Source organism: Nostoc parmelioides FACHB-3921, from assembly GCF_014696625.1.
Taxonomy (GTDB): domain Bacteria; phylum Cyanobacteriota; class Cyanobacteriia; order Cyanobacteriales; family Nostocaceae; genus Trichormus; species Trichormus parmelioides.
In genome coordinates this window covers 1-14,414 of record NZ_JACJQL010000048.1, presented here as the reverse complement: position 1 = coordinate 14,414, position 14,414 = coordinate 1, and the positions used below count along the sequence as shown (strand labels likewise).

The 14,414-nt window shown below is 42.2% G+C and carries 15 protein-coding genes and 25 tRNA genes; 10 read left to right on the top strand and 30 right to left on the bottom strand.

The genetic code is table 11. The annotated features are described in order from the left end of the window. Nucleotides 1-57: 57 nt before the first annotated feature. A complete protein-coding gene (locus H6G14_RS23940) occupies nt 58-1,026 on the bottom strand; it encodes an HNH endonuclease (protein WP_242053522.1) in 969 nt (322 codons plus the stop codon). A gap of 8 nt (nt 1,027-1,034) precedes the next feature. Here H6G14_RS23940 and H6G14_RS23935 point away from each other — a divergent pair, with 8 nt between their 5' ends. From H6G14_RS23935 to H6G14_RS23920, 4 genes are read left to right on the top strand one after another with little or no spacing between them, the layout of a single operon-like run. Beyond that, nucleotides 1,035-1,292 carry a hypothetical protein gene (locus H6G14_RS23935; protein ID WP_044520387.1) on the top strand — a complete coding sequence of 86 codons (258 nt, stop codon included), beginning with the start codon at nt 1,035-1,037 and terminating at the stop codon, nt 1,290-1,292. Then, entirely contained in the window at nt 1,270-1,725 is a 456-nt protein-coding gene (locus H6G14_RS23930) for a hypothetical protein (protein WP_010999549.1), read from the top strand. Before H6G14_RS23935 ends, H6G14_RS23930 begins: the two co-directional genes overlap by 23 nt. Nucleotides 1,726-1,728: 3 nt before the next feature. Beyond that, nucleotides 1,729-2,892 (top strand): HNH endonuclease domain-containing protein, encoded by a 1,164-nt coding sequence (locus H6G14_RS23925; protein WP_010999550.1) that lies wholly within the window; start codon nt 1,729-1,731, stop codon nt 2,890-2,892. Between the two features lie 59 nt (nt 2,893-2,951). Then, nucleotides 2,952-3,359 carry a hypothetical protein gene (locus tag H6G14_RS23920; protein WP_190570249.1) on the top strand — a complete coding sequence of 136 codons (408 nt, stop codon included), beginning with the start codon at nt 2,952-2,954 and terminating at the stop codon, nt 3,357-3,359. A gap of 201 nt (nt 3,360-3,560) precedes the next feature. On the opposite strand, the gene H6G14_RS23915 is transcribed toward H6G14_RS23920, so the two are convergent. Next, nucleotides 3,561-3,980: a hypothetical protein gene (locus H6G14_RS23915; RefSeq protein WP_010999552.1), complete on the bottom strand. Its 420-nt coding sequence runs from the start codon at nt 3,978-3,980 to the stop codon at nt 3,561-3,563. Nucleotides 3,981-4,115: 135 nt separating this feature from the next. On the opposite strand from H6G14_RS23915, the gene H6G14_RS23910 reads away from it, so the two are divergent. From H6G14_RS23910 to H6G14_RS23900, 3 genes are all read left to right on the top strand, one after another. Continuing rightward, nucleotides 4,116-4,676: an HD domain-containing protein gene (locus H6G14_RS23910; protein WP_190570247.1), complete on the top strand. Its 561-nt coding sequence runs from the start codon at nt 4,116-4,118 to the stop codon at nt 4,674-4,676. Nucleotides 4,677-4,882: 206 nt separating this feature from the next. Further along, complete coding sequence (locus H6G14_RS23905; RefSeq protein WP_190570245.1) at nt 4,883-5,626, top strand: ParA family protein; 744 nt, start codon at nt 4,883-4,885, stop codon at nt 5,624-5,626. A 17-nt stretch (nt 5,627-5,643) separates the two neighbouring features. Then, entirely contained in the window at nt 5,644-6,249 is a 606-nt protein-coding gene (locus H6G14_RS23900; RefSeq protein WP_199326272.1) for a hypothetical protein, read from the top strand. A gap of 230 nt (nt 6,250-6,479) precedes the next feature. Here H6G14_RS23900 and H6G14_RS23895 read toward each other — a convergent pair. From H6G14_RS23895 to H6G14_RS23770, 26 genes are all read right to left on the bottom strand, one after another. After that, a tRNA-His gene (locus tag H6G14_RS23895) sits at nt 6,480-6,555 on the bottom strand. A gap of 5 nt (nt 6,556-6,560) precedes the next feature. Next, a tRNA-Ala gene (locus H6G14_RS23890) sits at nt 6,561-6,634 on the bottom strand. 6 nt (nt 6,635-6,640) lie between these two features. After that, nucleotides 6,641-6,712 (bottom strand) — tRNA-Arg (locus tag H6G14_RS23885). 6 nt (nt 6,713-6,718) lie between these two features. After that, nucleotides 6,719-6,794 (bottom strand) — tRNA-Val (locus H6G14_RS23880). A gap of 5 nt (nt 6,795-6,799) precedes the next feature. After that, nucleotides 6,800-6,870, bottom strand: a tRNA-Gly gene (locus H6G14_RS23875). Nucleotides 6,871-6,899: 29 nt separating this feature from the next. Next, nucleotides 6,900-6,971: transfer RNA gene (locus H6G14_RS23870), tRNA-Thr, on the bottom strand. 3 nt (nt 6,972-6,974) lie between these two features. After that, nucleotides 6,975-7,052: transfer RNA gene (locus tag H6G14_RS23865), tRNA-Met, on the bottom strand. A gap of 2 nt (nt 7,053-7,054) precedes the next feature. Next, nucleotides 7,055-7,128, bottom strand: a tRNA-Leu gene (locus H6G14_RS23860). A 6-nt stretch (nt 7,129-7,134) separates the two neighbouring features. Next, nucleotides 7,135-7,210 (bottom strand) — tRNA-Lys (locus tag H6G14_RS23855). Between the two features lie 43 nt (nt 7,211-7,253). Beyond that, nucleotides 7,254-7,331 (bottom strand) — tRNA-Leu (locus tag H6G14_RS23850). A gap of 5 nt (nt 7,332-7,336) precedes the next feature. Further along, a tRNA-Leu gene (locus H6G14_RS23845) sits at nt 7,337-7,410 on the bottom strand. A 3-nt stretch (nt 7,411-7,413) separates the two neighbouring features. Then, a tRNA-Pro gene (locus H6G14_RS23840) sits at nt 7,414-7,490 on the bottom strand. Nucleotides 7,491-7,494: 4 nt separating this feature from the next. Next, nucleotides 7,495-7,572 (bottom strand) — tRNA-Leu (locus H6G14_RS23835). Between the two features lie 5 nt (nt 7,573-7,577). Next, a tRNA-Gln gene (locus H6G14_RS23830) sits at nt 7,578-7,651 on the bottom strand. Nucleotides 7,652-7,659: 8 nt separating this feature from the next. Beyond that, a tRNA-Gln gene (locus H6G14_RS23825) sits at nt 7,660-7,735 on the bottom strand. 5 nt (nt 7,736-7,740) lie between these two features. Next, nucleotides 7,741-7,815, bottom strand: a tRNA-Asn gene (locus tag H6G14_RS23820). Between the two features lie 9 nt (nt 7,816-7,824). Continuing rightward, nucleotides 7,825-7,898, bottom strand: a tRNA-Phe gene (locus tag H6G14_RS23815). 6 nt (nt 7,899-7,904) lie between these two features. Continuing rightward, nucleotides 7,905-7,978 (bottom strand) — tRNA-Arg (locus H6G14_RS23810). A 6-nt stretch (nt 7,979-7,984) separates the two neighbouring features. Further along, nucleotides 7,985-8,072 (bottom strand) — tRNA-Ser (locus H6G14_RS23805). 4 nt (nt 8,073-8,076) lie between these two features. Then, a tRNA-Tyr gene (locus H6G14_RS23800) sits at nt 8,077-8,161 on the bottom strand. A gap of 126 nt (nt 8,162-8,287) precedes the next feature. Then, a tRNA-Glu gene (locus H6G14_RS23795) sits at nt 8,288-8,361 on the bottom strand. 127 nt (nt 8,362-8,488) lie between these two features. Beyond that, nucleotides 8,489-8,559 (bottom strand) — tRNA-Trp (locus tag H6G14_RS23790). 3 nt (nt 8,560-8,562) lie between these two features. Next, a tRNA-Ile gene (locus tag H6G14_RS23785) sits at nt 8,563-8,637 on the bottom strand. Nucleotides 8,638-8,642: 5 nt separating this feature from the next. Continuing rightward, nucleotides 8,643-8,717, bottom strand: a tRNA-Ser gene (locus H6G14_RS23780). A 5-nt stretch (nt 8,718-8,722) separates the two neighbouring features. Then, nucleotides 8,723-8,800, bottom strand: a tRNA-Glu gene (locus H6G14_RS23775). 282 nt (nt 8,801-9,082) lie between these two features. Further along, nucleotides 9,083-9,619 carry an HNH endonuclease gene (locus tag H6G14_RS23770; protein ID WP_010999558.1) on the bottom strand — a complete coding sequence of 179 codons (537 nt, stop codon included), beginning with the start codon at nt 9,617-9,619 and terminating at the stop codon, nt 9,083-9,085. A gap of 922 nt (nt 9,620-10,541) precedes the next feature. On the opposite strand from H6G14_RS23770, the gene H6G14_RS23765 reads away from it, so the two are divergent. Then, complete coding sequence (locus H6G14_RS23765) at nt 10,542-11,033, top strand: hypothetical protein (RefSeq protein WP_190570242.1); 492 nt, start codon at nt 10,542-10,544, stop codon at nt 11,031-11,033. 272 nt (nt 11,034-11,305) lie between these two features. Beyond that, complete coding sequence (locus H6G14_RS23760) at nt 11,306-12,583, top strand: EndoU domain-containing protein (protein WP_190570240.1); 1,278 nt, start codon at nt 11,306-11,308, stop codon at nt 12,581-12,583. An 83-nt stretch (nt 12,584-12,666) separates the two neighbouring features. Here H6G14_RS23760 and H6G14_RS23755 read toward each other — a convergent pair whose 3' ends face one another. Then, complete coding sequence (locus H6G14_RS23755; protein ID WP_190570238.1) at nt 12,667-13,056, bottom strand: VOC family protein; 390 nt, start codon at nt 13,054-13,056, stop codon at nt 12,667-12,669. Nucleotides 13,057-13,583: 527 nt separating this feature from the next. On the opposite strand from H6G14_RS23755, the gene H6G14_RS23750 reads away from it, so the two are divergent. Continuing rightward, nucleotides 13,584-13,781, top strand: coding sequence for an NblA/ycf18 family protein (locus H6G14_RS23750; RefSeq protein ID WP_044520365.1), 198 nt, complete (start codon nt 13,584-13,586; stop codon nt 13,779-13,781). Between the two features lie 177 nt (nt 13,782-13,958). On the opposite strand, the gene H6G14_RS23745 is transcribed toward H6G14_RS23750, so the two are convergent. Continuing rightward, a complete protein-coding gene (locus H6G14_RS23745; protein ID WP_190570236.1) occupies nt 13,959-14,279 on the bottom strand; it encodes a hypothetical protein in 321 nt (106 codons plus the stop codon). Nucleotides 14,280-14,414: the final 135 nt, after the last annotated feature.

Below are 14,414 nucleotides of genomic sequence, written 5' to 3'. Positions count from 1 at the left end.
ATTACATTCATTACAATATAATCCTCTAATCTGTATCCACAAGAATGAGCTTATGCGTTACGCCGCTCGTCTCAAAAATTCTTCACGATGCCAGCTTATTGCATCTAGCCTTGGATAATACTGCTCTTGGGCAGGTAAGATGATGCGATCGCCGCTAAACTCCCTCATTGGTTTAGCGTTGGGTGATTCTTCCCGTAGGCTGTTAGAGACGATGATAGTGTAATCATCATCAATGCTGAACCAAAAACGGTCAAATGCCCAATGATGATTTTTGCACAGTGCCAGCCCATTATCGATGCGGTCATCGTAGAACTGCGAGAATGGTTTGATGTGTGACCCATCTACAATGTTCTGTCCGAGTGAGTCAAGTATCTGCAATCCGCAGAATGCACAACGGTAGTTATAAGTTGAAACTACAATTTTACGGAATGCACCATCTCGCACAATTACAGCTTGCTCATCTTCTAGTTCTTCTGGCTGATAAACTTTACCACCAGTGCGTTGCAACTGGTCTTGTAGTTCAGCAAAGGCGTTGACTTGCAATAACGGCTCTATATCCTCCTGTGTAAGCTCATTAAACCAGGAGTCAATCAAAACATGAGTTAGTACAGTTCTGTCTTGGTGATTTTGGAGCAGTAACCAGAGTTCATCATCAAGGTAGGCGTACTCTACTGTTTCTCTGATGGTGCTAGGAGTCCTAATTTTTATTTTGGCTTTCATCCATCCCTCAAATCCCAGTTTCATTTGGTAATGCCAAAAGCGATCGCTGGTCAGGTGATAGAAAGGTAAACCTATATCTGGCTTACGTAGTGGCTCCAGGTGGCTCCATAGTTTAAGAAACGTGGCGATAAGTTCAGCATTGAAGGGGATTTGGTTTTTGGTGATCTGCCTCGTTGCTATCATTTCGATGACAGACAGCAGCAAAATGGGCTTATTTGGTGCGCCAGGGCTAACGTTTAAACCTATTTTGTTTGATGCGGATTTAGGAGAAAATTTCTTAACGTAGTAAGCTAAATCTTTATTCATTTGCAGCCATGCGCGAATATCGATGTACACGTAACGCATTATACTTACACGACTGCATAGGTCGAGATGACCTTAGAGAACGCCAAGGTCATTATATTTGGGCAATCAACGAAGAAGCTGCATGGCAAGAAATGGCGCGGCGGTATCCAGATGAAACTGAGGCTGGGTTTACTGTGGAGGAGTGGGAAAGTTTTGATGTAAAGGTGGTAGAAGTGAAACGTGATCAGAATGGGAATATTATAGATGAAAACTCTGAATTGGATTGATAAATCTGCATGGGCAGACGGTGAATGGCAGCAAGAACCAGACCGAATTGAATGGGTTTATCTGGGATTCCCTTGTTTAATAGTCAGGCAAGACCCAGGTTTTTTGTGTGGCTATGTGGGTATTCCTCCAACTCATCCTTATTATGGTAAGGATGGCACAAACAACGAATTAAGGTGCATTCAAGTTCATGGAAAAATTACGTTTTCTGAAGCATCTCACCAAAGTAATGACCCCAAAGCAGTTTGTCATCAACTATTACCAATAACTGATAATTATTGGTGGATAGGGTTTGACTGTACCCATAGCGAAGATATTTCTCCAATTATTGTGAATATTTTTAATTATAGGGATGCTACATATAAAAATTTAGAATTTGTCAAAAATCAAGTTGAATATTTGGCACAGCAATTAAGTACCTTGAAAACAGAATAGATTATGTCATCAGGCAGCATCATTATTAGCACAATTCTCAAACACGATACTAAAGTAACAAGCTACAAAATCGCCTTGTTACGTGCCATTAATGATGTCGTCCTCAGCTTCCCTGATTTGCGGAAAACGAACGCGGATGTAGCTGTGCCTTTACGGGTACTGGCTCAGTTTTGGATTGCTTATTACTGGCCTTTTGTCAAACCAAGTGACCCTATTTTGCAAGGACAACGAGCAATAGTTAATGGTCAATTGCGAAATGATATCTTGTTTCGCCCTCAACTAGAGAAATTACGCTGTGAATGGGAATCAGGTGTTAGTGGAATCTTCAGCCCTAGCGATGGCTTTTACCTCATCAACGAGCTGAGAGTACCGCGAAAATATCAAGGCTACTCAAAACCGTTACGTCAAGCCTATCAAGTTGCTCTCACAGCCATTAGTAAAGCAATTGAGCAGCCAGTTAAATATGCAGGGCTTGGTCACTGGAGTGTATTTGATAAACCCTTAAGGTATGCAGAACAAAGCTATCAAGTTGTAGCAGTTCCTGGTACTAAAGCAGATGATAAATGCTTAATAATTAAAGCTGATCTGTGGCAAACTTTTGGGGATATGTCATTGTGGATTGAAGCACTTTGCATTCATGAATGGTGTTTGTTCACAGAGAAATTACAACAGAAAAATCACTCAAAAGTGCATCGAGGTTGCATTTATGAGTTGTTAACAGATAGACCTGACAATCGCAGACCTTTAACTTGGGAACGTAACAATGTAGATTTACTGTTAATGGAAGGTACAGAGTTTGTTTGCCCTTGGACAAAAAAGCACATTTCTTATGGCATCAGGTACGATTTAGACCACCTTTTACCCGTATCTCTCTACCCCATCAATGAACTTTGGAACTTAGTACCTGCTGACCCTAATTTCAATTCACACACCAAGCGCGATCGCTTACCTTCTCAGGCAAAATTGCAACAAGCTCAACCCTCTTTAGAGTTAGCTTACAGAAACTACAGCACATCTAGTTCACTGTCTCTAGCACTCCAAGAAGATGTGGCTGTCAGATTTGCTACTATCTTCGGTGATACTGCTTGTTTTCCTGGTGTACTATCAGCTGCTGTTGTTGATCTCATTGATGTTTTTGCTGAATCTCGTAACTTAGCTCGTTTTTGACGATATGGCTATTACATTTTAAACTTTGGTTTTCAGAAGTAGTTCCTTGTCCAAAGAAAATGATTAAGGAGTATGAGGTGATATTAAGAGAAAAAATTCAGCAACTCCTTGACTGCTATGATTCTTCTCAAACAGAATGCGATGGTATGACTCGCATCTGCTACACTGTGTTAACTAATCATGGCATTGAGCATCAACCCATGATTGGGGTTTTGACTCGGCAAAATCAAGAAATTGAGCCGCATTTTTGGATAGACCTAGCATCAGGTGAACGTATCGATTATCGAGCCAAAATGTGGCTTCAAGGAGAAAATATTCCTCATGGAATCTTTTACCCTCAAGACTTTCCAGATGTCATCTACACTGGCGAACCAATAGAGTTAGAGGTTTTGTCTCCAGTAGTGTTTGAGATATTGACTCTTAAGATAGATTATGAAAAATTTCAGCAAGGTCAAGCACCTTACTAGGTTTTTGTCCTGGTTCTACTGTCATAACATATAGCCCATACGGACAACCTTGTTCCCATTTACAAGCATCGACCATATAGTAAGTGTTATCAATGTTGAACACGGCGATCGCTTTATTTCTTTTAGTCGCTATTTGACTTGCAACGTTAACAAGCTCTATAAAACTTTCAGGTGTCATTAAATATTGATAACTATGGTGAATTAAACAGGTTGTTCTTGCCACCACTTAGGGTTAATCAACTCTACTTGTGACACCTCATAATGGCGGCAAGTTTCTAAGTCAACCCTAGCTGCCCTAATAGAACGCACAGCAATACTAGACAGAGAATACACCTTTAGGTCTGGAGTATCGGAATTTGAGAGTGTGGTTAACACTTCCATTGGAGTTAGACTGGCACTTAAAGCTACCACAAATGGTTGTAGGTTTAACCAATGTATTGCAGCACTGGTAGACCAAGTTGCTGATTGCTGTTCATGATGTTCTTTGTAGTTCAACTCAAAAGCATCACGGGCTTGCTTTTGGGTCGAATAAGTTAATAAACCGTTGTCATCAGGGTTGAGAGGTAAATATGCTCCCTCTGTAGTATTGAAGATGATGAAATAATTTTGCTCTGTTTCCATAAAATTATTCAACAATAAATTTTAAATTTCGCATTATCTACTATACTGAATTAAAAATTGTCATCTTACTATTAATTAGCAATATATATTGTTCCAAATTAATAGTTTATAAATTTATTGTTATTTTAAGCTTAAATGGAAATATATCAAAGTTTACAGAACTGGTCACAAGAAAGTTACATCAAAGCCTATAGATTTGCAGCACACGCCCATCTGGGGCAGAAATTTCCAGGGACAAACATACCTTATATCATGCACTTGAGTTTTGTGAGCGTGGAAGTAATTGCTGCCTTAAATGCAGAAAAACAGTATGACGGAGACTTAGCAATTCAATGTAGTATTTTACATGACACCATCGAAGATACTGATATCAGTTTTGAGCAAATAAAAACAGAATTTGGTGAATCAGTAGCTAATGGTGTACTGGCTCTAACTAAAAATAATTCTCTAGAAAAACATCTCCAAATGGCAGATAGTTTGCAAAGGATAAAGGAGCAACCACAAGAAATATGGATGGTGAAATTGGCAGATAGAATCAGCAACCTACAAACACCTCCATATTATTGGAATCAAGACAAAATTATTCGATATCGAGAAGAAAGTATTGAAATTTATAAAGCTTTGAAGGACGCAAGCTCATTTCTAGCATCCCGCTTGGCTACTAAAATTGAGGATTACAAGACATTTATTAAGTAAATAGACTTACAAGGATAACGGTTTAGATTACACCTATTAGCAGCTACACCAGATTTCCTAGCGACTCACGAATATAACTTTATACTTTATAACAAGTTAGCTGGTTGGCAACCCAACAAGTTGACAAGTCGGCTGGTTATCAACCTAACTTGCCATATTCATGACTTGCCAGTAATCTCGTAAGCAAAATGCTTGGTTAAAATTCAATGATTATCGCATTGGCAAATCAGAAAGGAGGGGTAGCAAAAACTACTTCTACTATCTCTCTAGGAGGACTGCTGGCTCTTAAAGATACTGTCCTGGCTGTTGACCTTGACCCTCAAGGTAATCTGACTACAGGGCTGGGGGTGGAAGTGGCTGATGACCAAATTAGCTGCTACGACGTTATTACAGAGAAAGCAGAAGTCATCGATGGAGTAGTTTCTACTAAATTTGGACTTAGCTTATTGCCTGCTGACATCAACTTAGCTAAGGGAGAAACAGAAATGCTTATGAAGGTAGGTAACTTCTCCATCCTTAAAGAGCGACTGACTCCCGTACTCAAGCAATTCCATCACATCTTAATTGACTGTCCACCTTCTTTGGGACTATTAACGGTTAATGCCTTAGCTGCTGCGGATGCAGTTCTTATCCCAGTACAGTGTCAATTTTTCGCTTTAAAAGGGTTGGCTGCACTGTTGGAAACAGTTGCAAGTGTTCAGAAACGTCTTAATCCCCAATTACAAATACTGGGAATCTTGCCAACAATGGCTGAAAATACCGTCATGACTCAAGATGTCTTAGCCTCCTTAAATAAGAGACTACAAAACATTCGGATATTTGAACCTGTTCCAAAGTCAATCAAGTTTTCTGAGTCAAATTTAGCTGGTGAGCCAATTCACATCTATGCTAAAGACCCCAAGCTGGTGCAGCCTTACCAGATTATCGCTAATTTAATTGCTGCAATCTAATTAAGGTGAAAAGACAGATGACAAAACGACGCGCCAGATTAAATGACGATAATGATCCGTTGTCCTCGACCGATAAAGTGTTAGCTGGGTTTGAGCAAATTAGCAAGTCAGCAAGTCAGCAAGATAAAGTGTCAACCAGCAGGGAAGCTGACAAGTCAACAAGTCAACAAGAGAAGTTACCAACTAGTCAACAATCTGACAAGTTAAACAGTAAGGAAGCTAACAAGTCAGCAAGTCAGCAAGACATATCACCAACCAATCAACAATCTGACAAGTCAACCAGTCAGCAAGATGTAGCCTTAACTACCCAGGAAGCTGACAAGTCAGCAAGTCAACAAGACATATCACCAACCAGTCAACAATCTGACAAGTCAACCAGTCAGCAAGTTAATATAGAAAAAGTTTCATTGCGTAAATCTACGTTTCAAATCAGTGAAGATGTACTGCATCAGCTAGACAAACTGCACCTTACACTCCAGTTAGAGCTAGGAAAAGCTCATGCTCCTTATAAGGAAGTAATTGTAGAAGAAGCTTTAGTACAACTGTTAGAGTCGTTTAACTCTGATCGTGCAGCTTTGATAGAAGTATTGATGTCAAGGCAGAAAAGCCGTGACAAACTTTGAAAGATGAGTTGGCGATCGCCTATTCTAATATTTCGGTTTGCAGAAGGCGATTGTCTACTAAACAAATCCACCAGGGAGGTACTGCCCCTCCTATGACTGTGTTATCAGCACAGCGCCTCACTTTTCGGCTTCAGGTGGAAGGCGGAAGATGGAGGAATCGAACCCCTGGGTGTTACCCCACCCCGGTTTTCAAGACCGGTTGCCGACCATTTAGCGGCATCTTCCTTAAGGGGTGTCAGACGGGACTTGAACCCGTTATGACTGGTTCCACAAACCAGCGCCGCGACCGCTTTGGCTTCAGACACCAAAAGTGGAATCAAGGGGATTTGAACCCCTAACCTCCCGCTTGCAAGGCGGACGCTCTAGCCAGTTGAGCTATGACCCCAGACAGCAGGAGTGAAGGGACTTGAACCCCTACAAATCGATTTAGAAGATCGATGCCCATCCATTAGGCGACACTCCCATAAATTGGTAGCCCTGACAGGATTTGAACCCGCTACATCCTCTTTGTAAGAGAGGCACTCTACCAATTGAGTTACAGGGCTAAAAGAGCGATCGACGAGACTCGAACTCGTACCGTGAGTTTGGAAGACTCTGATGCTGCCGTTACACCACGATGGCTTCGCCCGCCGTAGGCATCGCATTATTCAAGCTGGTGACAGGAGTTGAACCCGCAACCGCTCGCTTACAAGGCGATTGCTCTGCCGTTGAGTCACACCAGCATTTGGTAGCGGAGCCGGGATTTGAACCCGGTACGTGAAGGCTTATGAGACCCCAGAGCGCACCATAGCTCTATCTCCGCGAGTACCCCTGACAGGATTTGAACCTGTAGAAAACCCGTTTTAAGCAGGTCATGTCTGCCAATTGCATCACAGGGGTAAAATTTGGTGGGGTATACAGGAGTCGAACCTGTCTAAGTCGGATTAAAAGTCCGATGCACTTGCCGCTATGCCAATACCCCATACACAAGGGCGTTATTTATCCGCTCTGCCAACGACCCAGTTTGGTACTCCCGACAGGAATTGAACCTGTAACAATTCCGTCCCTCAAACGGAAGCGTTTACCAATTTCGCCACGGGAGTATCAGTACCCTTGGTGGGAGTCGAACCCACAAAATCTGGTTTCTAAGACCAGCACGTTTGCCAGTTTCGTCACAAGGGCAAATGGTCGGGATGGTAGGATTTGAACCTACGGCTCCTTGTCCCCAAAACAAGGCTTCTAGACCACTGAATTACATCCCGATATTGGTACTCCCGGTGGGATTTGAACCCACACACAGACTGTTTTTGAGACAGCCGCCTCTTCCAATTGGGCCACAGGAGTATAAGCTGGGAAGGAAGGAATCGAACCTTCAAACTTCGCGTTCAAAGTGCGACGGCTTTGCCTGTTTGCCTACTTCCCATTGATATTTGGATGCAGGAGTTGGGGTCGAACCAACCTCTCCTTGATTCAGAGTCAAGGCGACTTGCCAATCGTCCATCCTGCAATTAATGGCTGCCCCAGTAAGAGTCGAACTTACAACCTCGCGGTTAACAGCCGCTTGCTCTGCCATTGAGCTATGGGGCAATGTGCCAGTCCCCCAGGTCAGTGTCGAACTGACGACCTCCTGTTCTTCAGACAGGCGCTACTACCAACTGAGCTACCAGGGGATAAGGCGAGAACGGAGGGACTTGAACCCCCAACCTTCAGGTTCGTAATCTGAGATGCAATCCAGTTACACCACGTTCTCATAAGGCGGAGAGAGAGGGAGTTGAACCCACAATGAGATGCTGAATCTCACGACTGTTTAGCAAACAGCTTGCCCTGCCAATAGCAATCTCTCCATAATGGGCCGGGTAGGATTTGAACCTACGAAGCACATAGGCATCCGTTTTACAGACGGCTTCCTTCAACCGGACTTGGATACCGACCCAAATCAACGTTCACCTTGTAGAAATACATCCACAAGGGATGGAGTGAAGGGGAATCGAACCCCTATCCAGCAAGCGTCCGTTTGTTGGTTTCGTTGCTGTCGATCACCATTCGTCACCCCATGAGGCAGTGCAGACGGGACTCGAACCCGCTAATTACACGCTTGAAAGACGTGCCGCTCGACCACTTCGCTTCTGCACCATGTATGCCGTGTAAGTAGAAAAAGCTGTTGATTCACACACAGGAATTGAACCTGCATATACTGTTTTAGAGACAGTTGCCTTACCATTAGGCAAGTATGTAAGCTTTTTCGGTCAGGACACGGCAACGCACAGACAAGGATTTGAACCCTGACTAAAGGTTTTGGAGACCCTAGTGCTGCCATTACACCATCTGTGCATTTGGTAGCAGCGACGGGAGTTGAACCCGTATACTCTCGGTTATGAGCCGAGTACCTTGCCGTTAGGTGACGCTGCAATGCTTGGAGTCCAGGGCGAGAATTGAACTCGCACAGTCGGTGCAAGCAGACCAATACCCTACCGTTAGGCGACCTGGACACATTTGGAAGCCTCGACGGGAGTTGCACCCGCTTCTCCGTGCTTGAGAGGCACAGCGACTTATCTTATTTGTCCACAAGGCTACACGGGGATGATGGGATTTGAACCCACGGTATGAAAGCTCGACAGGCGACTGCTTTTAACCGGACTAAGCTACACCCCCACGTTGGGTGGCAATTATTCAGTTTTCATGGTTCTGAGGTGTTTGCTCTATGCCTTGTTGAGAGGCTGTAGTGCTTCACTACATATATACTACATAATGTATTACAAGGTGTCAAGGGCATACTACAAAGTTTTTTTTGAGAAGTGAGAGGACAGTATGATTTAATTGCGGTATTGCCCTCTATGATTGAGTTTGAAGTCAATTACTCAGATTCACTCAGGCGTTGTGCGTTCCAAAATTGTTCAGCAAATGCAACTGCTGGGTGAATTGGGGCTTTGGGTCTGTTTTTCAGTACCATTCCCGCTTCATGCGGCAAGCGATCGCTCTTGGTTGAGTTGCATTTTTCACACGCTGTGACAACGTTGTCCCAGGTATGCTGTCCACCCTTTGAGCGGGGGATTACATGGTCAAGCGTTAAATGCTTGGTGCTACCGCAGTATTGACAGGTGTGATTGTCTCGTCTCAAAACTTCACGACGGTTTACAGGCGGTACTTTCCAATGACGTTCGGGATTGCCAACGGTTAAGCGGATGTGTTCAGGTACTTGTAGTACAACACTGGGAGAACGTACTTCCCACTGTTTTGTAGTACCAAAATTCAACGATTCAGCCTGACCCGTGACTAACAGCACGATTGCTCGTTTGATATTGATGCGTGCTAATGGTAAGTAGTTTTTGGAGAATACTACGACTGAATTTTGTAGTATTTGGGATTGCTGAAAAGGTGGTTGAGCTTCCATCAGTTAATTCACTCCTAAAAAATAACCCCCGCCTCTGGTGAAAAGAAGCGGGGGTCAGTTAGTTGATACTCTCTGCACTATGTTGGTGCTATGAGACATTTGCACCTCCCGCTAAGGATAAGTTGATCTCGATTCAGCCAAGAGGCTAACGCTCCAAAAATGCCAACACTTATAGATTTCTCGCCAATGAACAGATACATTCCCTCAAACGCAAACAGCGCGATTGCTCTGCCTAAATCCCGATAGGGTTGGCAATGCACCGCGTTATTAATGCTTGAAGATAACTTGCTGATCATGGAACTTTGTAGTATTTGTAATTAAGATACTTTTAATAATACATCTTGTATTATATGTTTGTCTACTACAGATTGTAGAAGATATAAAAGGGCAACCAATTTTCCGAAATAGTAAAGCTTGGGGTGTAGTAAATATCAGAGTGCTGAATTATAAATAAGTTCTATAAATAACTAGGGGAATATAACCCCATTAAAGCCCAGTCATAAAAGCTGGGTTTTTGAGTGTGAGAGCGATCGCCACCCTTGAGCAGATAGAAAAATGCTTTCAAAAAGTCGAAAGTAAGAAACGTATTGACTTAATTTCTTAGTTTGATGATTACAGCCTGCATATATCAATGCTTCTGGTCGCCATTATCTCGCACCTCTCATGCTCGGTATTGGCTATTACTTTTGGTACTAACCACACTCTACTCGTAATAGTACCTTGGGAATACGAACCAGAAGTTTGGTTAGCGCTAATGCGAATGCTGTTATCGTTTCCTGAGTCTGGGTATTTAGGTTAAGAAATCTTGTTGGAATTTCCCCTAGAGATGGGAGAAATTCCTGATGTGCTGCGAGATGTATTAACTTGGGAGTAATATTTTAGATAAAGCTCGCAAAAAGCTGCAATTATTTATTTAAATAAAATGAGCATCAAAATATTAGAAAGTGTAGATTCTTCAGAAATTAAAGAATTTAGAGCAGAAATTCTCTCAAAACGTAGTCTGGGAAATGTTTTGTTTGAAATTAAACAAATCCGCTCTTATCTGAGCCTTAAAAAAGCTGAGGATTTGACAGAAATTCTGGATTTATTTGTTAGTCAAATGGGGTATGTAGGGCTTGACGTTCACTGGAAAGAAATTCATCAAGCCGCAGCAGAAAAAATTTTAGCATTTGTCTTGACAAAAGATTTGGCTTATTCTTCAAAAATTATGGCAATAGAAGAGGCTGAAAAAATTTCTACTAAGATGTTCAACTTTTTTCCAAATCCCTGTAAATTTTTTACTAACGCAGTATTTGCCAACAACTACTCGGCGCTTAGTGCTTGGGATTCGCTGACAGACGCAACATTTGACACAGGTATAATTTTTGTAAGTGCTACACTGATTGGAATGCTATGGGTTAAAGATGAGGACTAATAGCTGAACTTTAAAATAAATTAGTAATCATTTTTTTAACTTATATTTAATCGAAATTTAATAGATAAATGACATACTCAGTAACTGCATTGCCAATCGTAATGCAGTTGTTTAAATCTTCAATAATTTAATCTTTGCTTAAATTATAGGATTTTGAATCATATATTTTCTCTTGATTTCTTCGTTTTAAATGAAGTAATTTAGGGTAGTCAATCTACCTATTTAGGCTCAATATCAACTACTAATTAACTCAAATAACTAACCTATTAAGTATGTCTAAGTTAGCCTTGACTTTAAAGATATCAACAGGAGCAGTTATACTACTTACCTTTTGTGTAACTAGTGCAAATAGCGCCACAATTTCTGAAGGATTTGAGAGCGGTACAAAAACAAGTTATGCGAATGCTGATGTTAATCTCAGCACGGGCTTATGGAATTTGAATGATGCTCTGATTGGTGATCTCAGCACTGACAGAAAAAATGGTGCAAAGTCTGCCCGCATTCGTAATAGTGGTAGAGTGACAATGCGATTTGATCGCACTACGGGTGCAGGCTCTATTACTATCAAATACGCTAAGTTTGGTACTGACGCTAATACTACTTGGGGTGTTTGGTGTTCACCTAACAGTGGCTCTTCATGGATACAAATCGGCTCTACTGTCAATACCACTTCTACAGCCTTGCAAACAGCGACTTTTACACCCAATATCTCTGGTAGTGTTCGCTGTGAAATTCGTAAAACTGATGGAACTGCAAACCGAACCAATATTGATGACATCGTAATTAATGATTATGGTTCTTCCGGTTCCACTCCTCCTTCTCTACCAGCCGGTTCTGTACCTTTCTTTGACGATATCAACAACTCTGTATCCGGTTTAGCCTTTGGTAGCCCTGCTGATGTCACACCTCCTGCCCCAGTTCTCAACAGCTTTGATACAGCAGTAGTCAATCTTTGCGGCGATCCGGGTACTGTTGTGAGTCGCACTGGCTTCCAGTCTATGATGCAGAATAATCCTACTGTCTTAGCAAATGTCAAGGCATCTGTGGGAGGATATCTCAAAGTAGGTCGTACTTCTGATACTGATTTCTTGAACGATTTAACCGATGTCTGGTTTAATGTGGAAGGCTTCGAGCATATATTCTGTGGAGAACCAGTTCAAGGAGGCTCTATTGGTGGGCTGCATTTTGTTGGTCGTTATGTAGAACTGCAAAATAAGGGTTTAGCTGGGCGGCTGAATAATAATACGTTTAGGGAAGAAGTTGTTCCCAACACAGTCTACACAATGGGTGTTGTCATGAGGGTAGGTACTGGGACTGCTCAATCTACTATCAAAGGTTATCCTTACACCCTCAGTGCTGAAGAAATTTTGTCAAACGCATCTTTAGGTTACAAGAACAACCCCAACACTAGCACTACTAACCAAGTATGTCTTCTGGGTGTCACAGATGAGAATAGAACTTTTAAAGCCGTATTTGTCAGAAGACAAGGTGGTATCCGTACTTTCTATCCCGATGCTACTCCTGACGCTACCCCTAACTGTATCCAGTAAAGGGTTTCGGCTGCCATTTATTCTAATTCATCCCGCATTTAGGCATCCACCTACTTACACGTTGGGGCTAGAACGTGGAATAGTTATTTCTCTGTTTCAGTAAATGGTGAACAAATATCTATCAAACAACCATTTGGATCGACAGTTAAGAATCGACGCTGCCCATAAAACTCGTTTCTAGGTTCTTGAACGATGCGAAGCCCCATAGCTACTGCTTTTTCGTAGACTAGATCAACTGCGGGAACCACAAACGTTACATACATACCTGATGGAGCAGTTTGATACTCCTGTGGAACCAGATGATGACTGCGAAGAATAATACCAAACTCTAGTTCTTGATTAGACGGACTGCGAAGTTGAACATACCAATCACTGTCATAACTTACCTCAAAGCCAAGCAAAGCCACATAGAAATCTCGGCTTTCTGTCAGTTGAGCGGAGCAGATGTTTGTAAGAATGCGGCTAAAGCCCATAACTATTCTCAATCATTGTTCCAAGAGGACGAACGTGTGAGCTAAAACCCGACCAACAGTTAAGTGAAGGTTAAGCCACACTTTTATGCAGATACGGGAGTGCATAGCTCAACGAGCGTTCCATCCGGTGTCCGCAAATAAGAGACGATTTGACCAGCGTAGTTTATCCAGTATTCAGTTCGCCATAGTCGCCTGACTCATGCAGAAACCTCTGCATATAGCTTAGTTTAAGTAGTCTCATCAATTGGTGGTGTAATACCTTTTTGGTCTTTGACCAAAAGGATCTCTGAGGTATCAGGGTACATGATGTTTTTAAGCTTTGATCTACCATCGCCTCAGCTTTGTAAATATTTTGTTATACTTGTTAATATAAATTCACAATCTAGGTGCGACACCACTGAAGAGGAGAATGCCCAATAGCTCAATGAGTGTACGACTACTAACCGCAGCTAGGTATTAACACTTCCTCTCCTGATTTTTAGCATTTACCAAAAAAGTTTTCCTCCAGTTGGGCGATTGAGCCTGCAATTAATCAACCTATGACATTATCTTTAGAACAAGAATTTAGCCTGAGAACTTTTGCTGACCAAGTGCAGCAGATGTCCCGTGAACAAGCTCAAGAGCTTTTGCTCATGCTGTATAAGCAGATGATGATTCGAGAAACGACATACCAGGAATTGCTCAAGCATGAGTGGAAACTCGATTCAGATGCTGTCTGGGGCTAAAGACTGCTCGTAAATATCAAACCTGTTGTAGATATATAAATGTCGTGTATTTCATTTTTTTGCATTCTAACGATTCCACTTTTTAGAATGTTGGAGCGCCAACTGAAAGTGCTTCCACCAGGAGCAATGAGATATTTGCTCTCGGTGGAAATGTGCTATTGAATGCTTGAGACACATCTATGAACTTGCGCCAACTTCAGCCGCCGCTACATCTGGTTTTGACTCCTTCGCCTTCTTTTCAAAAATCTGGATTCCGGCATCAACCACCTCAAACCCGTTTTCTGTTCGTTGGCCAAGCTTACCCGATACAGCCCCAGCCCAGTCTGCAAACTCTGAGGCGCTAGTTTCTGCCTTGCGCCAACTTTTGGCGTTAACTTGAGCGGTAAAGACTATGCCGTTCTGATCTGTCAACTCGATTGCAACTTTCTTATTCTCTGCTGGTGTGGCTGTTGGTAGTTCACCACTAAATTTTATTGTGACTTCGCTTTTGGCTGACATCGCTTATTCAAACACCCTTCTTTTTGATATATCGTTAATATCCACTTATATACCAGTTCCGTAGTAGTTGAGATATCAACGGAGAATCCCTCTGAATAATTTTAGTGACCGATATTCCAGTAACTACGGTGAGTA